This window comes from Streptomyces sp. H27-H5 (genome assembly GCF_026627505.1).
Taxonomy (GTDB): Bacteria; Actinomycetota; Actinomycetes; order Streptomycetales; family Streptomycetaceae; genus Streptomyces.
The window spans coordinates 53161-75417 of record NZ_JAPNLK010000028.1 but is presented as its reverse complement, the minus strand read 5'-3'; the positions used below and the strand labels follow the sequence as shown (position 1 = coordinate 75417).

Annotated in this window: 20 protein-coding genes; 14 read left to right on the top strand and 6 right to left on the bottom strand. The window is 73.1% G+C overall.

The features are described 5' to 3' along the window. The first annotated feature begins 40 nt into the window (after positions 1-40). A complete protein-coding gene (locus OTB19_RS16360; protein ID WP_267798970.1) occupies positions 41-664 on the top strand; it encodes a TetR/AcrR family transcriptional regulator in 624 nt (207 codons plus the stop codon). Between the two features lie 69 nt (positions 665-733). Here the strand turns inward: OTB19_RS16360 and OTB19_RS16355 are convergent, their stop codons facing one another. After that, positions 734-3721 (bottom strand): bifunctional [glutamine synthetase] adenylyltransferase/[glutamine synthetase]-adenylyl-L-tyrosine phosphorylase, encoded by a 2988-nt coding sequence (locus OTB19_RS16355; protein ID WP_267798968.1) that lies wholly within the window; start codon positions 3719-3721, stop codon positions 734-736. Between the two features lie 392 nt (positions 3722-4113). Between OTB19_RS16355 and OTB19_RS16350 the strand changes: the two genes are divergently transcribed. Continuing rightward, the gene (locus tag OTB19_RS16350; RefSeq protein WP_267798966.1) at positions 4114-6177 is read left to right on the top strand and encodes a PIG-L family deacetylase; all 2064 of its coding nucleotides are present in this window, start codon (positions 4114-4116) and stop codon (positions 6175-6177) included. A gap of 65 nt (positions 6178-6242) precedes the next feature. On the opposite strand, the gene OTB19_RS16345 is transcribed toward OTB19_RS16350, so the two are convergent. Continuing rightward, on the bottom strand, positions 6243-6848 hold the full coding sequence (locus OTB19_RS16345; RefSeq protein ID WP_267798985.1) for a histone deacetylase: 606 nt from the start codon (positions 6846-6848) through the stop codon (positions 6243-6245). A gap of 141 nt (positions 6849-6989) precedes the next feature. Here OTB19_RS16345 and OTB19_RS16340 point away from each other — a divergent pair, with 141 nt between their 5' ends. Further along, entirely contained in the window at positions 6990-7322 is a 333-nt protein-coding gene (locus OTB19_RS16340; RefSeq protein ID WP_267798964.1) for a hypothetical protein, read from the top strand. Between the two features lie 173 nt (positions 7323-7495). Here the strand turns inward: OTB19_RS16340 and glnA are convergent, their stop codons facing one another. Further along, positions 7496-8857 carry a type I glutamate--ammonia ligase gene (gene glnA, locus OTB19_RS16335; RefSeq protein WP_053682889.1) on the bottom strand — a complete coding sequence of 454 codons (1362 nt, stop codon included), beginning with the start codon at positions 8855-8857 and terminating at the stop codon, positions 7496-7498. A gap of 173 nt (positions 8858-9030) precedes the next feature. On the opposite strand from glnA, the gene OTB19_RS16330 reads away from it, so the two are divergent. The 6 genes from OTB19_RS16330 to OTB19_RS16305 all read left to right on the top strand — a co-directional run bounded on the left by OTB19_RS16330 (position 9031) and on the right by OTB19_RS16305 (position 12455). After that, the gene (locus tag OTB19_RS16330; RefSeq protein WP_267798962.1) at positions 9031-9408 is read left to right on the top strand and encodes a hypothetical protein; all 378 of its coding nucleotides are present in this window, start codon (positions 9031-9033) and stop codon (positions 9406-9408) included. Positions 9409-9510: 102 nt separating this feature from the next. Further along, positions 9511-10164 (top strand): DUF3105 domain-containing protein, encoded by a 654-nt coding sequence (locus OTB19_RS16325; RefSeq protein ID WP_267798961.1) that lies wholly within the window; start codon positions 9511-9513, stop codon positions 10162-10164. Further along, on the top strand, positions 10161-10892 hold the full coding sequence (locus OTB19_RS16320) for a DUF305 domain-containing protein (protein WP_267798960.1): 732 nt from the start codon (positions 10161-10163) through the stop codon (positions 10890-10892). Before OTB19_RS16325 ends, OTB19_RS16320 begins: the two co-directional genes overlap by 4 nt. 131 nt (positions 10893-11023) lie before the next feature. After that, a complete protein-coding gene (locus tag OTB19_RS16315) occupies positions 11024-11443 on the top strand; it encodes a CBS domain-containing protein (protein ID WP_267798959.1) in 420 nt (139 codons plus the stop codon). Between the two features lie 150 nt (positions 11444-11593). Beyond that, entirely contained in the window at positions 11594-12034 is a 441-nt protein-coding gene (locus OTB19_RS16310; RefSeq protein ID WP_267798958.1) for a helix-turn-helix transcriptional regulator, read from the top strand. Between the two features lie 10 nt (positions 12035-12044). Continuing rightward, on the top strand, positions 12045-12455 hold the full coding sequence (locus tag OTB19_RS16305; RefSeq protein WP_053682920.1) for a VOC family protein: 411 nt from the start codon (positions 12045-12047) through the stop codon (positions 12453-12455). Positions 12456-12472: 17 nt separating this feature from the next. Here OTB19_RS16305 and OTB19_RS16300 read toward each other — a convergent pair whose 3' ends face one another. After that, the gene (locus tag OTB19_RS16300) at positions 12473-13528 is read right to left on the bottom strand and encodes an alpha/beta fold hydrolase (RefSeq protein ID WP_420716845.1); all 1056 of its coding nucleotides are present in this window, start codon (positions 13526-13528) and stop codon (positions 12473-12475) included. Then, positions 13525-14307 (bottom strand): DUF998 domain-containing protein, encoded by a 783-nt coding sequence (locus OTB19_RS16295; protein WP_267798957.1) that lies wholly within the window; start codon positions 14305-14307, stop codon positions 13525-13527. Before OTB19_RS16295 ends, OTB19_RS16300 begins: the two co-directional genes overlap by 4 nt. A gap of 72 nt (positions 14308-14379) precedes the next feature. On the opposite strand from OTB19_RS16295, the gene OTB19_RS16290 reads away from it, so the two are divergent. The 4 genes from OTB19_RS16290 (at position 14380) to OTB19_RS16275 (ending at position 19956) form a co-directional block, all read left to right on the top strand. Beyond that, the gene (locus tag OTB19_RS16290) at positions 14380-14886 is read left to right on the top strand and encodes a hypothetical protein (protein WP_267798956.1); all 507 of its coding nucleotides are present in this window, start codon (positions 14380-14382) and stop codon (positions 14884-14886) included. A 95-nt stretch (positions 14887-14981) separates the two neighbouring features. Further along, positions 14982-16601, top strand: coding sequence for a multicopper oxidase family protein (locus tag OTB19_RS16285; RefSeq protein ID WP_267798955.1), 1620 nt, complete (start codon positions 14982-14984; stop codon positions 16599-16601). Between the two features lie 282 nt (positions 16602-16883). Then, positions 16884-18131, top strand: a complete 1248-nt coding sequence (locus OTB19_RS16280) for a DUF4352 domain-containing protein (protein WP_267798954.1) — start codon at positions 16884-16886, stop codon at positions 18129-18131. A gap of 70 nt (positions 18132-18201) precedes the next feature. Beyond that, on the top strand, positions 18202-19956 hold the full coding sequence (locus tag OTB19_RS16275) for an NAD+ synthase (RefSeq protein WP_267798953.1): 1755 nt from the start codon (positions 18202-18204) through the stop codon (positions 19954-19956). Positions 19957-20051: 95 nt separating this feature from the next. On the opposite strand, the gene OTB19_RS16270 is transcribed toward OTB19_RS16275, so the two are convergent. Further along, positions 20052-21080, bottom strand: a complete 1029-nt coding sequence (locus tag OTB19_RS16270; RefSeq protein ID WP_267798952.1) for an endonuclease/exonuclease/phosphatase family protein — start codon at positions 21078-21080, stop codon at positions 20052-20054. A 298-nt stretch (positions 21081-21378) separates the two neighbouring features. Between OTB19_RS16270 and panB the strand changes: the two genes are divergently transcribed. Continuing rightward, complete coding sequence (gene panB / locus OTB19_RS16265; protein ID WP_267798951.1) at positions 21379-22239, top strand: 3-methyl-2-oxobutanoate hydroxymethyltransferase; 861 nt, start codon at positions 21379-21381, stop codon at positions 22237-22239. The last annotated feature ends 18 nt before the right edge of the window (positions 22240-22257 follow it).

The following is a 22257-nucleotide window of genomic DNA, read 5'->3' as shown; positions in this document are numbered from 1 at the left end:
GTTTTGGCGTACGGGAAGACCTGACGGCGGGAGAAAATCGATGGCACGGCCGCGCACCCCCTTGCTCGACCGGGAGCGGATCGGCACGGTCGCGCTGCAACTGGTGGCGGAGCAGGGTGAGTTCAGCGTTCCGCAGATCGCCCGGGCGTTGGGGGTGCAGACCGCGTCGGTGTATCACCACGTGGACGGTCGGGCCGGGGTGGTGGAGCTGATCCGCGAGCGGGTCTGCGCGGCGATCGACGGCGGGACGCTGGAGGGCCGGCCGTGGGACCGGGCGCTGGAGGACTGGGCGCGGTCCTACCGGGCGGCCTTCGCCGCGTACCCGAGGGCGATCCCGCTGCTGATGACGACGCCGGTCCGGGCCCCGATGGTGCTGGCGCAGTACGAGCGTGCCGTCGCGCTGCTGATGGCGGCGGGCTTCCCGGTGGAGCGGGTGATGCCGCTGTTGACCGGGCTGGAGAACCTGGTGCTGGGATCGGCGCTGGACCTGGCGGCCCCGGAGGCCATGTGGGAGCCGACGCCGGGGACCCCGCTCCTGGCCGGGGCGCTGGCCGCGCACGGGGCGGGGGCCGGGGCGCCGGGGCGGGCGGACGCCGCCTTCGACCTGGGCCTGGCCGCGTTCCTGGCGTACGCCCGGGGTCTCCTGGCGGCCCCGGGCGCCTGACAGCCCGGCCGCCTGACGGCCCCGGCCGCCGCGGCCGGGGGCGCGGCCGCGGCCGGGTCGGGGGCGGGGTCAGGCGCCGTAAAAGAGTTCGTCGACCACCGCGCGGGCGCGGCGGGTGATGCGGCGGTAGTCCTCCAGCATGTCGCCGGCGGTGCCCTCGGCGTAGCCGAGGTAGCGGCCGACGGCGGCCAGTTCGCGCGCCTCGGACGGGAAGGTGTCCCCCGCCCGGCCGCGGACCAGCATCACGGCGTTGCGGACCCGGGTGGCGAGCACCCACGCCTCATCGAGGATCTGCGCCTCCTCGGTGGGGATCAGCCCGGCCGCGTGTGCGGCGGCGAGGGCTTCGCGGGTGCGGGTGGTGCGCAGGCCGGGTTCGGCCCAGGCGTGCCGCATCTGCATCAGTTGGACGGTCCACTCGACGTCGCTGAGGCCGCCCCGGCCGAGTTTGGTGTGCAGGGTGGGGTCGGCTCCGCGCGGCAGCCGCTCGGACTCCATGCGGGCCTTGAGCCGGCGGATCTCCCGTACGGCGTCGTCGCCGAGGCCCTCCACGGGGTAGCGCAGGGGGTCGATCAGGTCGATGAAGCGCGAGCCGAGCTCCTGGTCGCCGGCGACCGTCGCGGCCCGCAGCAGGGCCTGGGACTCCCAGGTCAGCGACCAGCGGCGGTAGTAGGCGGCGTACGAGGGCAGGGTGCGCACCAGTGGACCGGAGCGGCCTTCGGGGCGCAGGTCGGCGTCGATGAGCAGCGGCGGGTCGGCGGACGGCAGCTGGAGGAGTCTGCGCATCTCGGAGACGACGGCCTGGGCGGCTTTCGCGGCGTCCTGTTCGTCGACGCCCTCGCGGGGTTCGTGGACGAACAGGACGTCGGCGTCGGAGCCGTAGGCGAGTTCGTGGCCGCCGAAGCGGCCGACGCCGATGACGGCGAACCGGGTGGGCAGGGTGTCGCCCCACTGCTCGCGCACGGCGGCGCGCAGGGCGCCCGCGATGGTGGCGGCGGTGAGGTCGGAGACGGCGGAGCCGACCCGGTCGACGAGGGCCCCGTGGTCCTCCTCGGCCGGGTTGTCCTCGGTGCCGTAGGAGCCGATGATGTCGCCGGCGGTGGTGCGGAACAGTTCGCGGCGGCGCACGCCGCGCGCCGCGGCGACGGCGGCCTCGGCGTTCTCGGCGCGGTTGACGGCGGCCAGCACCTCCTGTTCCAGGGCCTCGTGGGTACGGGGCCGGAGGCCTTCGGGGTCGCCGAGCAGGGCGACCGCCTCGGGGGCGCGCATCAGCAGGTCGGGGGCGAGCCGGCCGGCGGACAGGACGCGGGCGAGGTTCTCGGCGGCGGCGCCCTCGTCGCGGAGCAGGCGCAGGTACCAGGGGGTCTTGCCGAGGGCGTCGGAGACCTTGCGGAAGTTCAGCAGGCCCGCGTCGGGGTCGGCGGAGTCCGCGAACCAGCCGAGCATGACCGGGAGCAGGGTGCGTTGGATGGCGGCCTTGCGGCTGACGCCGGAGGCGAGGGCTTCGAGGTGGCGCAGGGCGGCGGCGGGGTCAGCGTAGCCGAGGGCTTCGAGGCGCTGGCCGGCGGCGCGCGGGGAGAGCCGGGTCTCGCCGGGCGCGAGCTGGGCGACGGCGTCGAGGAGCGGCCGGTAGAAGATCTTCTCGTGCAGGCGGCGGACCACGGAGGCGTGCCGGCGCCAGGCCTTGTTGAGTTCGGCGACGGGTTCGGTGCGCAGGCCCATGGAGCGGCCGAGGCGGCGCAGGTCGTTCTCGTCCTCGGGGACGAGGTGGGTGCGGCGCAGCCGGTAGAGCTGGATGCGGTGTTCCATGGCGCGCAGGAAGCGGTACGCGTCGTGGAGCTGGGCGGCGTCGGCCCGGCCGACGTAGCCGCCGGCGGCGAGGGCGTGCAGGGCATCGAGGGTGGTGCCGGAGTGCAGGGTGGCGTCGGTGCGGCCGTGTACGAGTTGGAGCAGTTGGACGGCGAACTCGACGTCGCGCAGGCCGCCCGGGCCGAGCTTGAGTTCGCGGTCGACCTGGGCGGCGGGGATGTTGTCGACGACGCGGCGGCGCATCTTCTGGACGTCGGGCACGAAGTTCTCGCGTTCGGCGGCCTGCCAGACGAGGGGGCTTATGGCGTCGATGTACTCGGCGCCGAGGGTTTCGTCGCCGGCGACGGCCCGGGCCTTGAGGAGGGCCTGAAACTCCCAGGTCTTGGCCCAGCGCTGGTAGTAGGCGAGGTGGGAGGCGAGGGTGCGGACCAGCGGACCGTTTCTGCCCTCGGGGCGCAGGTTCGCGTCGACGGGCCAGATGGTGCCCTCGACGGTGGTCTCGGAGCAGATCCGCATCAGGTGGGAGGCGAGGCGGGTGGCGGCTTGGACGGCCCGGCCCTCGTCCTCGCCGTCGGGGCTGTCCCCGACGAAGATCACGTCCACGTCGGACACGTAGTTGAGTTCGTTGCCTCCGCACTTGCCCATGGCGATGACGGCCAGTCTGCACCGGGCCGCGTCCTCGGGGGCGGCGGCGGAGGCGATGCGCAGGGCGGCGCGCAGGGTGGCGGTGGCGAGGTCGGCGAGTTCGGCGGCGACCTGCTGGACATCGGTGGTGCCGCAGACGTCGCGGGCGGCGATGGAGAGCAGGCAGCGGCGGTAGGAGACGCGCAGTTGCACAAGGTCGTGGGCGTCGGCGAGTCCGCGCTCGAACTCGGCGAGTCCGGGGTGCAGGTCGGCCGCCTCGTAGGTGACCAGGGCCTGCCAGTCCTGCGGGTGGCGGGCGAGGTGGTCGCCGAGGGCCTCGGAGGCGCCGAGTACGCCGAGCAGTCGGTCGCGCAGCGGTTTGGCGCTGACGAGTGTGTCGAGGAGCACACGGAGTTCCTCGGGCCGTTGCGCCTCCGCGAGCCGGACGAGCCCGAGGAGGGCGAGGTCGGGGTCGGCGGTGGCGCCGAGGGCGTCGAGGAGCACGGGGTCGGCCCGTACGGCCGACAGGGCGTCCGCGTCGAGGAGTCGGGCGGCGCCCGAGGGGTCGGTGAACCCGCTGCGGAGCAGCCGGATGAAAGTGCTGCTCCTGCGTCCCGGGACTGTCATCCCGCCGCCTCCCGCGTGCGTCGCTGCCGGTGGCCCGGCCGGCTCTGGGGCGAGCCTAGCCGGAGCGGGCGTTCGGCTCACCGGGGCGCGGGGGGCGGCACCTCGGTACAGATGCGTCACATATGCGACACACACCCCGAGGCGGATTTGTCCGATTATCTGACGATCCATGGGGGTCTCTGAGTAGCCGCCGTCACACTGCATGCCCTCTACACGGTGGGGGCGACGTACGACCGCAAAATCGCACAAGGCACAATCATGCGGGGTCACTTCCGAAAAGCATGAGACGTCGGTCACTTCGGTGAACCAAGTTCGCCGTGTTGACCTCTCATTGATCGACCCGACTGCTCGGCGGATCTCCCTCCGCCCGGAACGAACCCAAGGCGTGACTGATGCGGACGACCCGTCGCCGATTGTTCCTCGCCGCGCTGCTCCCCGTGCTGACCATCGGCGCCACGGGCGCGCTGGCCGTGGCCACCGACCAGCAGACCTCCGCCGGCCAGACGGCGACGCCTCTCGTCCTCACGAGCAACACGGCCGGTTCGGTCGTCCAGATAGCCGCCCACCCCGACGACGACCTGTTCTTCATGAACCCGGACCTCAGTCGGTCCCTGCTCTCCGGTACCCCGCTCACCACCGTCTACCTCACCTCCGGCGAGGCCGACGGACGCAACCAGGCGCTCGGCGGCGCCGCCAAGGACCCCGCGCAGCCCGCCGACCGCGACCACTACGCCGAGGCCCGGCAGAACGGCATACGCGGCGCGTACGCGCAGATGGCCACCGGGGACCGCACGAGCCCCTGGAAGCGCACGGTCATACCCACCGCCGGCGGCGGTCACGCCGAGCTGGACGTCCTCGTCGCCATGCCCCGGGTCAACCTGGTGTGGATACAGATGCGCGAGGCCCGCCACGGGTCGAACCTGAACCCGCTCAGCCTGCACGGCCTGTGGAACGGGCAGATACCCGCGCTCGGTCCCCAACTGGCCTCCGGCAGCCCGGTCAAGCAGACCTACACGTACACCAAGGACCAGCTCGTACAGACGATGGTCGGGGTACTGGAGCGGTACAAGCCGACGACGATACGCACGCTCGACCCGACGCCGGGCCGCAACGAGCGGACCGGCCGCTACACCGACCACCAGGACCACATGTACGCCGCGCGGTTCTCGCAGGCCGCGACCACCGCGTACGCCCAGCAGGTGACCGACCGCCCGCACTTCTCGGTGCAGAGCTACCTCGGGTACCTCAACGGCAGCCTCCCGCACGTGCTCGATCCCCAGACGGTCGGCACCAAGGTCGGCTACCTGAAGACGTACGCCTGGCAGGACATGGAGAACTACTGCGGCAGCCCCTCGGGCTGCGGCGACCGCAAGGTGGCGGGCAGCCCCTACGGCTCCAACTGGGCCCAGTCCATGCGCTACGCCCGCGCCGACAGCGCCTCCTGGATGGTCGAGGGCACGCCGGGCACCGTGTACGCCTTCGCCCCGCTGGACGGCCAGATGGCCGTCTGGACCCGCGACGGCGCCGGCGTCTGGGCGGGCCCCGCGCTCCTCCCCGGCACCGGCATCGACCCGGGAGCGAGCACCGCCCGGCTCCCCGACGGCCGCGTCGCCGTCTTCGGCACCCGCACCGTCCTCGGCCCCGCCCCTGCGGACTACCGGCGCGAGATCGTGTACGCCGTCCAGTCCGCGCCGGGCGGCCCGTTCGGGGACTGGCACTCGCTCGGCACCCCCGAGACGAACGACGAGTCCGGCACCTCGTCGATCAGCTCCCCCATGGCGAGCTTCGACGCCGACGGCCGACTGACCGTGTACGTCCGTGATGCGCGCCACACCCTGCGGTCCCGCACCGAGCAGCCGTCCGGCACCTTCACCGCCTGGCAGCGGCTCGGCGGCCAGGACCTCCAGGGCGACCCGGTCACGGCGGTGGACTCGGAGGGACGGCGCCACGTGTACGCGTCGACCCGGCGCACCGTCCTGGGGTGGATCCAGCCCGCCCCGGGCGCGCCGCTGCGCGGACCCTTCCCGACGAACCTCCCCCCGACCACGATCCCCCTCACCGCCACCCCCGACGCCGCGGGCGTACGCCTCTACTTCCGCCGCCCCGACTCGGGCGTGGTGCGCAGCGCCCTGGTCACGGCGGGCCCCGACAAGCCGACGGTGTCCGCCGTCACCGAGGCGGGCGGGCGGGCCGGTTACGGTGCGGTCGGTGTCGCGGGCCGGGTCCTGACGGGCCGCGCGGACACCGGCACGGTCAGCACGACCACGCTGGGCGGGCCGCCGGCGTGGAAGGAGTCCAAGATGCTCTACGCGGGCGCCCCGTCGGGCCTCCTCGACGCCTCGGGCGGCGCGACGACGGCGGTCCTGGGCCTGGACGCCGAACTCCACGTCACCACCACCCCGGCCGCCGGCATCGTCCGCCCGCTCTGGCACATGGCGGTCGCCCGCACCCCGTGACGGACCGGGGCCGGGGTCGGGGTCGGGACCCGAGTCCCCGACGCCGGAGAACCGGTCGGCGGTCGTCAGCGGTCGGTGGCCGGGGATCCGCAGCCGGCGGTCAGCAGTTCCAGGATGCGCGTCGGGGTCCAGTGGCCGGCCGCTCCCGGACAGGCCGCGAGGTAGTCGGCGATGTCCCGCTCCTGCCACGGCCCCGACTCCAGGAGACCGCCGGCCAGGTACCGCAGGTAGGCGGCCGACGGCGGCACGGGCTCGACGTCGGCGACGGCCCACGGCGCGGTGAACGTCAGGACCGGGATCCCCTCGACGGCGCCGGGACAGATCAGCGTCTCGTACCGCCCGGGCCCCACCGCGTGCCGCCCCGCGCGCAACACCGGCGCCAGGTCCAGGTCGGCTCCGGGCGTCCCGTACATCTCCTGGGCCGCGATGTCGGACAGTTGGCCCACCGTGACCAGGTGCGCGCGGGCCCGCATCCGGCCGGGCGCCGTCGGATCGTGGAAGCCCCGCCCGCCCGTCCACACCGCCGACTCGGTCGCGAAGTACAGGCACCCGGGAAGTTCCAACGCGATCGACCGTTCCGGGGCCCGGTGGTCCCGACAGCCCGGGTAGGTCCGCGTCGCCCCGGGCGGCCGCCCCCCGGCGAGGTAGGCGCTGAGGCGGTCCATGTGCATGTTGGAGCCGTAGGACGCGTACCAGACCCGTACGGGAGCACGCGCCCCCACCCCGAGCGGATCCACCGCGTGCACACTCACGCCCCCATCCTCCCCCACCCCGAGCGGTCCGACGCCCGCCCCACACCACGAGGAGGCCCCATGCCGGTACCCAGGGTAGGACCGAAGGAGGACACCGAGTTCTTCGAGGAGGTCGAGGCGCTGTTCAAGAAGCACGCCGAGGTCTCGAAGAAGTACTCCGTTCGCTACATCGGAGCCGAAGTCGATGCGCTGAAGCTCGACTTCACGAAGACGGTCGCCGTCTCCCGCCTTGAGGGCAAGCAGCTCATCACCGACTTCGTCGACCGCGCCACCGTCATCAAGGACAAGTCCGGGGGCGGGAGCGACGAGGAGGAGATGCTGGAAGCCAACCGGTTCTGCTGCGAATGGGTGCACACGGGGACCCGGATGAGGTGCGTGAAGATCTGCTCCTGAGAGGGCCGCCGGCACCCTCCCCCTGCCCGTCCACCCGCCCTCCGAGCCGGTAGTCATCGGCCACCGTGGGCGGGTGGATCGGCCCGGGGCCGTGAGAGACGACTTCGGGGCCGGTGGTCGTCGACCACCGGCCCCGAGGGTCGGACGCGTTCGGCAGTGCTGCCGACCCCCGCCTACAACACCGGCATCATCTTGCGGAGTTCGAAGGCGGTGACCTCGCTCCGGTACTCCTCCCATTCCTGCTTCTTGTTGCGCAGGAAGAAGTCGAAGACGTGCTCGCCCAGGGTTTCCGCGACCAGTTCGCTGCGTTCCATCAGGGAGATCGCCTCGCCGAGGTTCTGCGGGAGGGGTTCGATGCCCATGGCGCGGCGTTCGGCGTCGGAGAGGGCCCAGACGTCGTCGTCGGCGCCCGCCGGGAGTTCGTAGCCCTCTTCGATGCCCTTGAGGCCGGCCGCGAGGAGTACGGCGTACGTCAGGTACGGGTTGGCACCGGAGTCGATCGAGCGGACCTCGACGCGCGAGGAGCCCGTCTTGCCCGGCTTGTACATGGGGACGCGGATCAGCGCGGAGCGGTTGTTGTGGCCCCAGCAGATGTACGAGGGGGCCTCGCCGCCGGAGCCGGCCGTGCGGGAGGAGCCGCCCCAGATGCGCTTGTAGGAGTTGACCCACTGGTTGGTGACGGCGGCGGTCTCGGCCGCGTGGCGCAGCAGGCCCGCGATGAAGGAGCGGCCGACCTTGGAGAGTTGGTACTCGGCGCCCGACTCGTAGAAGGCGTTGCGGTCGCCCTCGAAGAGCGAGAGGTGGGTGTGCATGCCCGAGCCCGGGTACTCCGAGAAGGGCTTGGGCATGAAGGTGGCCTGGACGCCCTGCTCCAGCGCGACCTGCTTCATGACCAGGCGGAACGTCATGATGTTGTCGGCCGTGGAGAGCGCGTCGGCGTAGCGGAGGTCGATCTCCTGCTGGCCGGGGGCGCCCTCGTGGTGGCTGAACTCGACGGAGATGCCCATCGATTCGAGCATGGTGATGGCCTGCCGGCGGAAGTCCATGCCGACGTTCTGCGGGGTGTGGTCGAAGTAGCCGGAGTTGTCCGCCGGGACGGGGCGGGTGCCGTCCAGCGGCTTGTCCTTCAGCAGGAAGAACTCGATCTCCGGGTGGGTGTAGAAGGTGAAGCCCAGGTCGGAGGTCTTGTTCAGGATGCGCTTGAGGACGTACCGGGGGTCGGCGTACGACGGGGACCCGTCCGGCATGAGGATGTCGCAGAACATCCTCGCGGTCCCGGGTGCCTCGGCGCGCCACGGCAGTATCTGGAACGTGCTCGGGTCCGGCTTGGCGATCATGTCGGACTCGTAGACCCGGGCGAAGCCCTCGATCGCGGAGCCGTCGAAGCCGATGCCCTCGTCGAAGGCCTGCTCCAGTTCCGCCGGCGCGACCGCCACGGATTTGAGGAATCCCAGTACGTCGGTGAACCACAGGCGCACGAAGCGGATGTCGCGCTCCTCAAGCGTCCGGAGGACGAATTCCTGCTGCTTGTCCATGCCTTCATCCTCGCAGTTCAGACGGCCTGTGCACCACCTCCCCCGGAGGGGGGAGCACAGTCGGGCCGGTCCAGTATCACCACCCGTGGTTTCCGCCACATTACGCACCCCGGAAAGCTCGTGGCACCCCCGCACTGACCTCGGAGCGGTCATGAGCATTACCATCTGCGCCCATGGGGGGCTGGAAGCACGGGAAACGCGGGGGCCACGGCGCCCCCGCCGTTCGGCGTGCCGTCCTGCTGCTCGCGTTCGGGGTGCTGTGCGGCGCCGTGTTCCTGTGCGCGCGGGCCGGCGCGGGACACGCCCGGCCCGCGGCCCACGACGCGCCGGGCGCGCCGCACGCCGTCTGCGTGGCCCCGTACGAGCTTCCGGGCTGTGCCCCGCACTCCCACGTGACCCCGGCGGTGCTGCCCGCGCCACCGCCCGCCGTGACCGTGTCGCAGGCGGGGTCGGCGGCCGTCGCGGACCTCGTGTACGCCGGTCCGATCCGCCCGCCCGGGACCTTGGCGCGCGCCCCCGACCTGCACGTTCTCCAGGTACTGCGGACCTGACCGGTCCGGCGCCGAGCAGCGCGGCACCCTGTCGGGCGCCCGAGCGGCGCGGCACGACGGACATCTCCTCCCCACCCCCCTCAGCAGAAGGAACCAGGGCACATGGCCAGCAGTACCTCCCCGGACAAGAACGACCGCCAGGCGCGCATAGCCGAGATGCGCCGGGCGGACAAGGCGCGCGACCGGCGCAACAAGATCATCGCGATCACGGCCTCCACCGCCGTCGTGGCGGCGCTCGTGGGCTTCGGCTCGTGGGTGCTGCTCGGCCAGAAGCAGAAGGAGAAGGACGCCGTCGCGGCCCGCAAGGCGCCGGTGAGCGGCGAACAGACCTGGGACGCCAAGAAGCTGGGTCGCAACCACGTCGAGACGGTCGTGAAGTACGAGATGAACCCGCCGGTCGGCGGCGACCACCACCCCCGCTGGACGAACTGCGACGGCGACGTCTACGCGAACCCGTTGCCGCAGGTGAACGCCGTCCACTCGCTGGAGCACGGCGCCGTCTGGGTGACGTACAACGAGAAGGCCGCCAAGGCCGACGTGGACACGCTCGCCGCGAAGGTCGGCAAGACCCCGTACACGATGATGAGCCCGGTCAAGGAGCAGGCCGGCGCCATCATGCTCAGCGCGTGGGGCAAGCAGCTGACCGTGGAGAAGGCGGACGACCCGCGGGTGGCGCAGTTCTTCACCAAGTACGTGCAGGGCCCGCAGACCCCCGAACCGGGCGCGGCCTGCACCAACGGACTGGCCGACAAGTGACCCGCGCGAACGGCGCGCACCGGACGTACTGGGTGTCCGGTGCGGCCGTCGTCCTCGCCGTGCTGTTCGCGGTGGGCGCCACGGTGGCCACCGCGAGCGGCGGCGACGACCGCGACGGCGGTACGTCCTCCCGTGCGCCGGCGCTGTACTCGCCGGACGCGGGCTTCGCCCGGGACATGTCGGTGCACCACCAGCAGGCGGTGGAGATGTCCTTCATCGTCCGCGACCGCACCGAGGACGAGGCGGTGCGCAGCCTCGCCTACGACATCGCCAACACGCAGGCCAACCAGCGCGGGATGATGCTGGGTTGGTTGGACCTGTGGGGGCTGCCGAAGGTGCTCGCGGACGAGCCGCCGATGTCCTGGATGGGCACCGAGGGAGCGGGCGACGGGCACGGCGGCACGGACGGCCACGGCACGGACGGCGGCCATGCCATGGGCGGTCACGCCATGGGCCCGACCAAGCCCGGCGCGCTGATGCCCGGCATGGCCACCAAGGAGGAGCTGACGAGGCTCGGGTCGGTCGAGGGCCGTGACGCGGAGGTGCTGTACCTCCAGCTGATGACCGATCACCACAAGGGCGGGGTCGCCATGGCCCGGGGCTGCGCCGCCGTGTGCGAGACCCCGGCGGAGCGGAAGCTCGCCGAGGGCATGGTGGAGGCGCAGCAGTCGGAGCTGACGCTGATGGCGGACATGTTGAAGCAGCGCGGGGCCGCGCCGCGCGGCTGACGGGACACGCTCGTACGGTGGGGGGAGGCGACCTCTCACCCCGTACGGGCGTGCTCCGCCGTTCGGGCGAGGCCGCCGGGGTGGGCGCTTCCGCGCCCGCCTCGTGACGGCGCGCTCAGGAGGTTGACGCGATGACCACCGCCGGCGAGATCATGCACCCCGGGGCCCGGGGGATCCCCGCCACCGAGACCCTGGACCGGGCCGCTCAGTTGATGGCACGGCTCAATGTGGGCGCCCTGCCCATCAGCGACACCGAGGAACGGCTCTGCGGCATCCTGACCGACCGCGACATCGTGGTGGGCTGTGTCGCCAAGGGCCACGACCCGTCGAAGATCACGTGCGGGGACCTGGCGCAGGGCACTCCGCGCTGGATCGACGCGGGCGCGGACGTCTCCGAGGTGCTGGAGGAGATGCAGAGCCACCAGATCAAGCGGCTTCCCGTGATCCGGGAGAAGAAGTTGGTCGGCATGATCAGCGAGGCCGATCTGGCGAAGCACCTCTCCGACGAGCAGATCGCGACCTGGGCCGAGCGGGTCTACGCCGGCCGGTAGCGGCGGCCCGGCGGCGCCCGCCCCGACACGGACCGCCCGGCGGCGGGGGCCGCGCCCCGGCGCCCCGCGCGCGGCCCCTCAAACGACGGCCACGCGGCCCGTCCTCGCAGGTCAGGGCGGCTCCCGGGGGGCCGGTGTAGTGTCGATTTCATGGACCCCCAGGATCTCGCCAACCTCGCCCACCTGCGCCGGGCACGGGATCTGATCGACCGGGAGTACGCCTGTCCCCTCGACGTGCCGACGATGGCCCGCCACGCGCTCATGTCGCCGGCGCACTTCTCGCGCCGGTTCCGCGCGGCGTACGGCGAAACGCCCTACAGCTACCTGATGACCCGCCGCATCGAGCGCGCGATGGCACTGCTGCGCGCGGGGGCGAGCGTCACGGACGCGTGCATGGAGGTCGGCTGTACCTCGCTCGGCTCCTTCAGTTCACGGTTCACCGAGCTGGTGGGCGAGACCCCGAGCGCGTACCGCGCCAGGAAGCACGAGGCCGTCGCGGCGATGCCGGCGTGTCTGGCGAAACTGACGACCAGGCCGACCCGGGACCTGCCGAGCAGGAACGGAGAAGCGGTTCGGGACCCGGCGCCCTAGCGTGGAACGCATGACCATCTCACTCCAGTACTGCCACATCACCGTCAACGACGTGGACGAGGCGCTCGCGTTCTACCGCGACGCCCTCGGCCTGAAGTCGCGCAACGACGTCGCCTCGGGCGGGTTCCGCTGGGTCACCCTCGGCAGCGATGACCAGCCGGACCTGGAAATCGTGCTCTCGGAACCGCACGCGGGCCGCTCGCAGGCCGACGGGGACGCCCTCCAGGAGCTGCTCACCAAGGGGCTCCTGCCGATGACCGTCTTCCGCGCCGGAGACCTCGACGCGACCTTCGAGAAGCTGCGGGCGTCCGGCGCCGAGGTGCTCCAGGAGCCCATCGACCAGCCCTGGGGGCCGCGCGACTGCGCCTTCCGGGACCCCTCGGGGAACATGGTGCGGATCTCGCAGGCCCCCAAGGCGTAAGCGCCCGGCGCCGCCGGTCAGGAGTCGCCGGAGGGGGTCCGGCCCGCCCGGTCCGGGTCCGTCGCATCGAGGATCGCCCGCGCCACCTGGTGCGGGCGATCCAGCATGACCAGGTGCCCGGCCGGTTCCGCGACGTCGAGGCGGGCTCCGAGCCGGTCGGCGAGGCCCGCCTGCCGGTCGAGCCACCGCAGGGCCCCGCGCCCGTCGGTGCCGTCGTGTCCGGCGAGCACGGTGGCGGGCACGGTCAGCGGGTGCGTCTCCCCCAGCGCGAGCACCTCCGCGGCCGCGTCCGGGTATCCGGCGTTCTCCAGCAGGGCCCCGCGCCAGACCCGGCCCGTGCGGTAGCAGCGGCGTACGAGGTCCCGCGCGGCCGGGTCGGATCCGCCGACCCGCGACGCCCGGGCGACGCTCCGGCGGGCGGCCGGGCCCAGCGCGGCCGGGAGTCCGACGGCGGTCACGGCGCGGCCGAGCGCGCGGGCGGCGCCGTGCCGCAGCGCGGCGGGCAGGACCGTACGGGGCTCCTCCTCCACGCTGGCGTCGACGAGGACCACGGCGGCGGTCCGCTCCGGGTACAGGCGGGCGAAGGCCTCGACGTGGAACCCGGCGATGGAGTGCCCGACGACGGTGACCGGCCCGATCCCGGGACGCGGGACACCGGCACCCTCCCCGGCACCTCCCCTCGCCCCGGCCCCCGAGACGTGCGGGCCCAGTGCGTCCAGCAGCCCGGCGATCCGGTGGGCCTCGCCGGCGGCGGTGGCCGGCGCGAGGGCCGGGCCGCTCAGTCCGTGTCCGGGGCGGTCGAAGGTGACGACGGTCCGGCCCTCGGCGGCGAGCAGTTCCGCGACGCCGTCCCAGTCGAACCAGGCCATGGCGAGCCCGGCGCTGAGCGCGACGACGGGTCCGCTGCCCCGGAGGACGACGTGCAGGACGACACCGTCACCGCCCGCCGGGCGGATGAACAGACCGCGCGGGCCCCCGCGCGCGCTCGTCGACGGCGTGGACGGGCTCGTGGACGGGGTGGACGGGGTGGACGGACCGGCGGGCGGGGTGGACGGGCTCGTGGTCGGGCTCACGTACGGCGCTCCTCGTGCGGCGGGTTCATCTGCGGCGGGCCAGTGCTGTGACCGGAAAGGTTCACCGTGTCACAGCACCAGGTGCGGCGTTCCTTGTGCACGGAGTACGCCAGCAGGGCGAGCCAGACCGCGACGATCAGCACCTGGAGCCGCTGGCCGGCGCCGAGCGCCCAGGTGCCGCGGCCGGCGCTGAACATGGCGATCGCGGTCAGGGTCCAGGCGGTGGCGAGCAGTTCGAGTGCGACGAGCGCGGGCCCGTGCCGGGCGAGCGGCGCGAGCCGGTCGTAGCGGCGGGCGGCGACGGTCAGGGTCACGATCCCGACGAGGGCGCCCGTCATGGCGAGGCTGCTGCTGACGGCGTGGGCCTGGTGGGTGGCCGGGACCAGTCCGGCGGTCTCCCGGGCGGCGCATTCGGGGTCCGCGGTGGGTTGGCAGCTCAGCGGCAGCCAGGCGTCGGCGGCGGTGGCCGCGCCGAACAGGGTGACGCCGGCCCAGCCGAGGACGGCCCAGGGGCGCCGGGAGTCCGCGTACCGCGCGAGGCGCAGGAGCGCGAGCAGGCCCCCCGCGAAGACGAGCAGGCCGGCGATGAAGTCGGTGGCGCGAAAGAGGCCACCGAGGGGCTGGTCCTGTGCGGCGAGTTCGCTGACGTACGTCTCGATGGGGTTGAGGCCGGTCGAGAGAACGACTTCGAGCACCCACGCCGTGTAGGCGGTGGCGCCGAGTCCGATGAGGACGGCGACCGGCAGGGCGCTCCGCACGGACGAGTCTTCTCTGGACATGGTGCGACTGATCCTCAGCAGGTACGGGGCCGATCCGACGGTCGGATACCCACCCCGGGTAGGGTTCCACTCATGACGTGCAGCGCCCGACGAGCCGCCCGGTGGCCCCGGTTGCCGCTGCTCGCCGTTCTGCTGCTGGGAATCGTCACGATGCACACGTGGGGCCATCCGGCCGATTCCCACACCGGGGAGGACGCGACCGCGGCCCACTCCGTTGCCCGGGCGGACGCGGGTGTGGCACATCACCTCGCGTCGCCCCACACGGCCCCGGCGGTGGCCCCGGCGGCGGGCCTCCTGACGGCCGCAAGCCTCCCGTCCGTCTCGGACCTCCCGCCGGCAGCGGACCTCCCGCCGGCCGGGCGGCCACAGGCCCGCCCGGCGCCCGGACCCGCCATGGACCCGATGTCGGTGTGCCTGGCCGTGCTGGCCGGGCTGGTGCTCCTCGCACTCGGCGGCTCGGCCCGGCGTCGCCCCGCGCGCCCGGAGGCCGGCCCCTGCGGGGCGGCACGCGCGCCGGCGGGGCCGGATCCGCCGGCGCCCCGGGAACTCCTGCGTCGGCTGGCGGTACTGCGCGTATAGGACGGGCCCCGCCGCGCCCCCGCCTGCCCGAACGGCGGTGGGGGCGGCGGCACTCGGCGCCCCTCCACTCGTATCGCCACACCGCGAGGTACACCATGCGTTCGCTCCCCACCCGTCGTGCCGTGCTCGGCACCGGACTCGCCGTCGCCGGCTCGGGGCTGCTCGCCGCCTGCTCCGGCGGCGGCCCGGCCACGGACCACGACTCCATGAACCACGACGCGACCAACCCCGGCGGCGCCTCCGCCGGCTCCCCCGACGGCTACGTCGACCCGACCGGCCCGGAGGTCCGGGCCGCGGAGGCCGCCCGGGCGGCGGCCGGCCCGCGCACCGAGGTCCGCGTCACCGCCACCGCGGGCACGCTCGACCTCGGCGGCGGGCGCACCGTCCGCTCCTGGGCGTACGGCGACCGGCTGCCGGGCCAGGAGGTCCGGGTCACCGCGGGCGGCACCCTCGCCCTGACCCTGGCCAACAACCTTCCGCGGGCCACGTCCCTGCACTGGCACGGGCTGGCCCTGCGCAACGACATGGACGGGGTCCCGGGGCTGACGCAGCGGGACGTCGCCCCGGGCGGCTCGTTCCGGTACGAGTTCGCCGTCCCGCACCCGGGGACGTACTGGTTCCATCCGCACTCGGGGGTCCAGCAGGACCGCGGCCTGTACGCCCCGTTGATCGTCGAGGACCCCAGGGAGCCCCTCGCGTACGACAAGGAGTGGGTGGTCGTCCTGGACGACTGGCTCGACGGTGTGGACGGGTCGACGCCGGACGGTGTCCTCGCCGAACTCCGCAAGGGCATGGGGGGCGGCGCCGGTGCGGGCGGTCACGCCGGACACGGCTCCGCCCCGACGCCGACCCCGACCCCCGACGCCGGCGGTGGCCCGTCGCGTGTCCTGATGGGCGGGGACAGCGACGTCCTCGGCAAGGACGCGGGCGACGTCGCGTACCCGTACCACCTGGTCAACGGCCGGGTGGCGCAGGACCCGTCGGTCTTCACCGCCCGGCCCGGGGACCGGATCCGACTGCGGATCGTCAACGCGGGCGGGGACACGGCCTACCGGATCGCCCTCGGCGGGCACGAGCTGACGGTCACCCACACCGACGGTTTCCCGGTGGAGCACGCCACGGCCCGCTCACTGCTGCTCGGCATGGGCGAGCGGTACGACGTACTGGTCACCGCCGGCGACGGGGTCTTCCCGCTGACCGCGCTCGCCGAGGGCAAGGGCGCCGACGCCTCGGCCCTGGCCGTGCTCCGCACCGGCGCGGGGGCGCCGCCGACCGCCGCGACCCGGCCCGCCGAACTGGCCGGTCGGCCGTTGACGGCGGACGCGCTGCGGGCCGCCGAACCGGCCGTACCGGCCTCCCGGGCGGCGGACCGCACGATCAGGATCCGGCTCACGGGCGGGATGGCGGCGTACGACTGGGCCTTCGACGGCAAGCCGTACGCGCCGGATCGGCGGCATCCGGTGAAGGCGGGCGAACGGGTCCGGCTGGAGTTCACCAACTCCACGACGATGTGGCACCCGCTGCACCTGCACGGGCACACCTTCGCCCTCGGCGCGAAGCCGGGCGGGGCACGCAAGGACACCGCCGTCATCCTGCCGAACGGGACCCTCACGGCGGAGTTCGACGCCGACAACCCCGGCCTGTGGATGGTGCATTGCCACAACGTGTACCACGCCGAGGCCGGGATGATGACGGTGCTGGGCTACCGCCGCTAGGCCCTGTCGTCAAAGTCTCGCCTGGCCCGCGGTGTCCGGTACCGCACCTCGCCGCATTGTCGGGGCACCCGAGTACGTCCCGTACACGGGCGCCACTTCGACGACAGGACCCAGGCCCTCCCGCGGTCGCCCCGGGCGGCGGGATCCGGCAAGAGCGCCCGGGGTGGACGCCGTTCCGTCCCCCGGCCCACGGGCCGGGGGACGGAATCGGGTTGGAGGGGGTCGGGGCGCGTGGCAGGGTGGGTCGTCACCGCCGCCACGCCCCGAAGGACGCCCCCAGGTATGAGCACGCCCCCGAACCCGCCCAGCCACCCGACCGGTCCGCCGACGGAGCCCGCGGGAACGCCCATACCCGAGGCGGCGCCCGCGCCGGACCCGTCTCCGAGCACGCCCTCCACACCGGGCCCGTCCCTCACGAAGGAGCCCACGCCCACACCCACGCCCGGCCCCTCCCTCACGAAGGACCCCGCGCCCGCCGAGGCCCCGGCGCCGGAGCCCGCCGACGCCCCGCCGGCCACCGCCCCGCCGGCTCCGTCGGGCTTCGCACCGCTCACCCCGGGCCCGCCCCCCGGCGCCTTCGGCGCACCCGCACCCGCGCCGCAGGCCCCCGCCGATCCCGTCAACCCCTGGAGCGCGCCCGCCGACCAGGGCTTCGCCGGGCCGCCGCCCGCCGGGCCAGGCGGGTACGCGGGTCCGCCCGGGTACGGGGTCCCTCCCGGCCCTTCGGGCTACCCCGGTTACCCGGGCTACCCCGGATACCCCGGGGCCGCGCAGGAGAAGAGCAACGGTCTGGCCGTCGCCTCGCTGGTGCTCGGCCTCATCGCCGTCCTGGTGGCCCTCACCCCGTTCTTCTTCTGGATCGGCACGCTCCTCGGCCTGACCGGCCTCGGTCTCGGCATCGCGGCCATGGTCAGCGCCTCCCGGGGCGCCCCGCGCAAGGCGATGTCGTTGTGGGGCACGATCCTCGGCGTGCTCAGCCTGTTCGCCTCGGTCGCCGGGTTCTACTTCACCGTCAGGGTCGCCGACGAGGTCGACAAGGTCGCGGACAGCCGGCCGAGCCGCGGGTGGGACGAGCCGTACCCCACGCCGTCCTTCTCCTCGCCGTACGGCCTGCCCGGCGACGAGCCGACGACCGGCCCGGGCTTCAGCACCCCGTTGGCCTTCGGCGAGAGCCACACGTACGCGAACGGCCTGAAGGTGTCCCTGTCCGCGCCCGTCGAGTACGTCTCCGAGAGCGGCTTCGCGGACATCGACAACGCGGTGCGGTTCGACGTCACGATCACCAACACGTCGAAGAAGCCCGTCGTCGTGTTCTACGCCCAGCCCGACGTCACGGACGAGCAGGGACGCGCCGCCGAGTCCGTCTTCGACGGACACATGCCCAAGGCGATCTCGGGGACCGTGGCGCCGGGCGCGACCGCCACCGGGAGCGCCGCCTACGAGGTGCCGAAGGGGGTCAAGACCCTCCGCGCGGAGATCTCCCCCGGACTGCTGCTCGACCCCGTGAAGTTCGCCGGCCCGGTCCGCTGACCCGCCTTCGGGAACGGAAAAGAGGCCGGGCTCCAGGACATCGCGTCAGAAAGACGATTACACTGGGCCCGTGCCTCAACTTCGCCTGGCTCTGAATCAGATCGACTCGCACGTCGGCGAGATCACCGCGAACGCCGACTCCGTCGTCCACTGGACGCGGCACTCCGCGGAGCAGGGGGCCCACCTGGTGGCGTTCCCCGAGATGATGCTCACCGGGTACCCCGTCGAGGACCTCGCCCTGCGCGGCTCCTTCGTCGAAGCCTCCCGCACGGCGCTGCGCGAACTCGCGGAGCGGCTGGCCGCGGAGGGCTTCGGCGAGCTGCCCGTGATCGTCGGCTACCTGGACCGCACGGAGGAGGCCGCGCCGCGGCTCGGCCGTCCGGCGGGTTCCCCGGAGAACGCCGCCGCCGTGCTGTACGGGGGGCGGGTCGTCCTCCGCTTCGCCAAGCACCACCTGCCCAACTACGGGGTCTTCGACGAGTTCCGGTACTTCGTGCCGGGTGACACCCAGCCGGTGATCCGGGTGCGGGGCGTGGACGTGGCCCTGGCGATCTGCGAGGACCTCTGGCAGGACGGCGGCCGGGTCCCCGCGACCCGCTCCGCCGCGGCCGGCCTGCTGGTGTCGATCAACGCCTCCCCGTACGAGCGCGACAAGGACGACCAGCGCCTCGAACTGGTCGGGAAGCGGGCCCGGGAGGCCGGCTGCACCCTCGCCTACCTGGCGATGATCGGCGGTCAGGACGAGTTGGTCTTCGACGGCGACTCGATCGTCGTGGACGCAGCCGGCAAGGTCGTCGCCCGGGCCCCGCAGTTCTCGGAGGGTTGCGTGCTGGTCGACCTGGACCTGCCGGCGGCCCGCGCCGACGCCCCCGAGGGCGTTGTCGCCGACGGGCTGCGGATCGACCGCGTGATCCTGTCCGAGGAGCCGGTGGAGGCGTACGAGCCGGTCGTGCCCGGCGGCTGCGCCGAGCGCCTCGACGACGACGAGGAGGTCTACGACGCGCTGGTCGTGGGACTGCGCGCGTACGTCCTGAAGAACGGGTTCCGTTCGGTCCTGATCGGGCTCTCGGGCGGCATCGACTCGGCGCTCGTCGCCGCCGTCGCCTGTGACGCGATCGGCGCGCAGAACGTGTACGGCGTGTCGATGCCCTCCAAGTACTCCTCGGACCACTCCAGGGGCGATGCCGCCGACCTGGCCGAACGGACCGGCCTGAACTTCCGGACGGTGTCGATCGAGCCGATGTTCGACGCCTACATGGGGTCCCTGGGGCTGACCGGGCTGGCCGAGGAGAACCTCCAGTCGCGCCTGCGCGGCACGCTGCTGATGGCGCTCTCCAACCAGGAGGGTCACATCGTGCTGGCCCCGGGCAACAAGTCGGAGCTGGCCGTCGGCTACTCCACCCTGTACGGCGACTCGGTCGGGGCCTACGGCCCGATCAAGGACGTCTACAAGTCCGATGTCTTCCGGCTCGCGCGGTACCGCAACCGGGCCGCCGTCGAGCGGGGCGAGACCCCGCCGATCCCGGAGAACTCGATCGTGAAGCCGCCGAGCGCCGAGCTGCGCCCGGGCCAGGTGGACACGGACTCGCTGCCGGACTATCCGGTGCTCGACGCGATCCTGGCGATGTACGTGGACCGCGACCAGGGCATGGACTCCATCGTCGCCGCCGGTTTCGACGCCGAGCTGGTCGCCCGGACGCTGCGGATGGTGGACACGGCGGAGTACAAGCGCCGCCAGTACCCGCCGGGCACCAAGATCTCCGCGAAGGGCTTCGGCAAGGACCGTCGGCTGCCGATCACCAACGGCTGGCGGGAGCGGACGTAGGGCCGGGTGCGACAGGGGGCCGGGGCCGCGTCGTGAAGCGGCCCCGGCCCCCTGTCGTGCGTCGGGGTCCTGTCGTGCGTCGGGCGTCCTGCGCGTCAGTCCTTGACGGTCATCCGTGCCGCGACCGGGAGGTGGTCGCTGCCGGTGCGCGACAGGGTCCAGGAGGCGTCGGGGATGATGCCGCGCACCATGATCTGGTCGATGCGTGCCATCGGGAACTGCGCGGGCCAGCTGAAGCCGAAGCCGTCGCCGGCCGCGCCCTGGGTGGAGCGCATCTGGGACGTGACCTCGGACAGGGCCCGGTCGTTCATGGTGCCGTTGAGGTCGCCGAGCAGGACGACCTTCTTCAGCGGTTCGGAGGCCAGGGCGGCGCCGAGCGCGTCGGCGCTGTTGTCCCGCTGGTTGGCCGTGAATCCGGCGTTGAGCTTGACCCGGACCGAGGGGAGGTGGGCGACGAAGACCGCGACCTGGCCGTGGGCGGTGTCCACGGTGGTGCGCATGGCCCGGGTCCAGCCCATCTTGATGTCGACGGGGGCGCTGGAGGACAGCGGGTACTTGCTCCACACGCCGACCGTGCCCTCGACGGCGTGGTACTTGTACACGCCGGCCAGGGCCTTCTCGTAGACGGGGACGACGCCGGCCTTGAGTTCCGTCAGCGCCAGCACGTCGGCGCCGGAGCCGGCGACCGATTCGGCGGTGCCGCGCGGGTCGGCGTTGTCGGCGTCCACGTTGTGGGTGACGACCATCAGGTTGCCGCCGCCGCCGGACTTGTCGGTGACCAGGCCGCCGAACAGGTTCGCCCAGACTGCGGCGGTCACCAGTATCGAGAGCAGGGCGGTCGCGGACTTGCGGATCACGGCGGTGACGAGCAGGACCGGCACGGCCAGGCCCAGCCAGGGCAGGAAGGTCTCGGTGAGGCTGCCGAGGTTGCCCACGTCGTTCGGCAGGTCGGCGTGGAAGATCATCACGAGCGAGAGCAGTGCGGCGAGGCCCGCGGTGACGCGCCCCCGGCGCCAGATTCCCCGGTCTCGGCGCAGGTCGGCCAGTCGGCGTCGGAGACCGGATCGGGAGGGCTCGGGCTCCGAGCCGCCGTTTCCCGTCTCCGTCATGTACGCCTGTGCCATTCCACTGCCCTCGCTGCCGTGCTCGCGCTCCGTCCCCGCCCCTTGACCCTAGGCGATGTTCGAAGCAGATCCGTGCCGTCGTTGCCGGCCGTACCTCCGTGAGGACGAACGGCCGTGCGGTCAGGGTTCCGCTTGTCACGAAACGCGCACATTGGGCGTGGCGCGTCCCGGGAGGGGCCGTGAGTGTGACGGACCGGTCATCGCGCCACTTCCGTGGAGGGGCCGACGAGTGCCACCATGGTGGGTGAGTCCGGGGACGCCGTGAGGGCGCCTCGAGATGACACAAGGAGCAGTAGCCATGACGCATGTCGTTTCGCCTGCCCGCGAGACCTCCGGCCCCACCCTGTACGGGGGCACGGGAACGCGCCGCATCACCATCCGCGACCTGGCCCTGGCCAAGGAGCGCGGCGAGAAGTGGCCGATGCTCACCGCCTACGACGCGATGACCGCGTCCGTGTTCGACGAGGCCGGGATTCCGGTCATGCTCGTCGGCGACTCGATGGGCAACTGTCACCTCGGCTACGAGACCACCGTCCCCGTGACGATGGACGAGATGACCCTGCTGTCGGCGGCCGTCGTGCGCGGCACGAGCCGCGCGCTGATCGTCGGCGACCTGCCGTTCGGTTCCTACCAGGAAGGCGCCGTGCAGGCGCTGCGCAGTGCGACGCGGCTGGTCAAGGAGGCCGGTGTCGGTGCGGTGAAGTTGGAGGGCGGCGAGCGTTCGCTGGCCCAGACCGAGCTGATCGTGCAGTCCGGCATCCCGGTCATGTCCCACCTGGGTCTGACCCCGCAGTCCGTGAACGCCATGGGCTACCGGGTGCAGGGCCGCACGGACGAGGCCGCGCACCAGCTGCTGCGGGACGCGAAGGCGGCGCAGGACGCGGGCGCCTTCGCGGTGGTGCTGGAGCTGGTGCCGGCCGAGCTGGCCGCCGAGGTCACCCGGTCGCTCCACATTCCGACAGTCGGCATCGGTGCCGGGTCGGAGTGCGACGCCCAGGTGCTGGTGTGGACGGACATGATGGGCCTGACGGGCGGGAAGATGCCGAAGTTCGTGAAGCAGTACGCGAACCTGCGGCAAACCATGGGCGACGCGGCGAAGGCGTTCGCGCAGGACGTGGTCGGCGGGACGTTCCCGCAGGCCGAGCACGCCTTCCACTAGGCCCGCCGCCCCCGGCCC

What these genes read in the sequence shown, in the direction of transcription:
- OTB19_RS16360 (WP_267798970.1), top strand. Translation starts at nt 41, where the DNA reads ATGGCACGGCCGCGCACCCCCTTGCTCGACCGGGAGCGGATCGGCACG.
- OTB19_RS16355 (WP_267798968.1), bottom strand. Translation starts at nt 3,721, where the DNA reads ATGACAGTCCCGGGACGCAGGAGCAGCACTTTCATCCGGCTGCTCCGC.
- OTB19_RS16350 (WP_267798966.1), top strand. Translation starts at nt 4,114, where the DNA reads ATGCGGACGACCCGTCGCCGATTGTTCCTCGCCGCGCTGCTCCCCGTG.
- OTB19_RS16345 (WP_267798985.1), bottom strand. Translation starts at nt 6,848, where the DNA reads ATGCACATGGACCGCCTCAGCGCCTACCTCGCCGGGGGGCGGCCGCCC.
- OTB19_RS16340 (WP_267798964.1), top strand. Translation starts at nt 6,990, where the DNA reads ATGCCGGTACCCAGGGTAGGACCGAAGGAGGACACCGAGTTCTTCGAG.
- glnA (WP_053682889.1), bottom strand. Translation starts at nt 8,857, where the DNA reads ATGGACAAGCAGCAGGAATTCGTCCTCCGGACGCTTGAGGAGCGCGAC.
- OTB19_RS16330 (WP_267798962.1), top strand. Translation starts at nt 9,031, where the DNA reads ATGGGGGGCTGGAAGCACGGGAAACGCGGGGGCCACGGCGCCCCCGCC.
- OTB19_RS16325 (WP_267798961.1), top strand. Translation starts at nt 9,511, where the DNA reads ATGGCCAGCAGTACCTCCCCGGACAAGAACGACCGCCAGGCGCGCATA.
- OTB19_RS16315 (WP_267798959.1), top strand. Translation starts at nt 11,024, where the DNA reads ATGACCACCGCCGGCGAGATCATGCACCCCGGGGCCCGGGGGATCCCC.
- OTB19_RS16310 (WP_267798958.1), top strand. Translation starts at nt 11,594, where the DNA reads ATGGACCCCCAGGATCTCGCCAACCTCGCCCACCTGCGCCGGGCACGG.
- OTB19_RS16305 (WP_053682920.1), top strand. Translation starts at nt 12,045, where the DNA reads ATGACCATCTCACTCCAGTACTGCCACATCACCGTCAACGACGTGGAC.
- OTB19_RS16295 (WP_267798957.1), bottom strand. Translation starts at nt 14,307, where the DNA reads ATGTCCAGAGAAGACTCGTCCGTGCGGAGCGCCCTGCCGGTCGCCGTC.
- OTB19_RS16290 (WP_267798956.1), top strand. Translation starts at nt 14,380, where the DNA reads ATGACGTGCAGCGCCCGACGAGCCGCCCGGTGGCCCCGGTTGCCGCTG.
- OTB19_RS16285 (WP_267798955.1), top strand. Translation starts at nt 14,982, where the DNA reads ATGCGTTCGCTCCCCACCCGTCGTGCCGTGCTCGGCACCGGACTCGCC.
- OTB19_RS16280 (WP_267798954.1), top strand. Translation starts at nt 16,884, where the DNA reads ATGAGCACGCCCCCGAACCCGCCCAGCCACCCGACCGGTCCGCCGACG.
- OTB19_RS16270 (WP_267798952.1), bottom strand. Translation starts at nt 21,080, where the DNA reads ATGGCACAGGCGTACATGACGGAGACGGGAAACGGCGGCTCGGAGCCC.
- panB (WP_267798951.1), top strand. Translation starts at nt 21,379, where the DNA reads ATGACGCATGTCGTTTCGCCTGCCCGCGAGACCTCCGGCCCCACCCTG.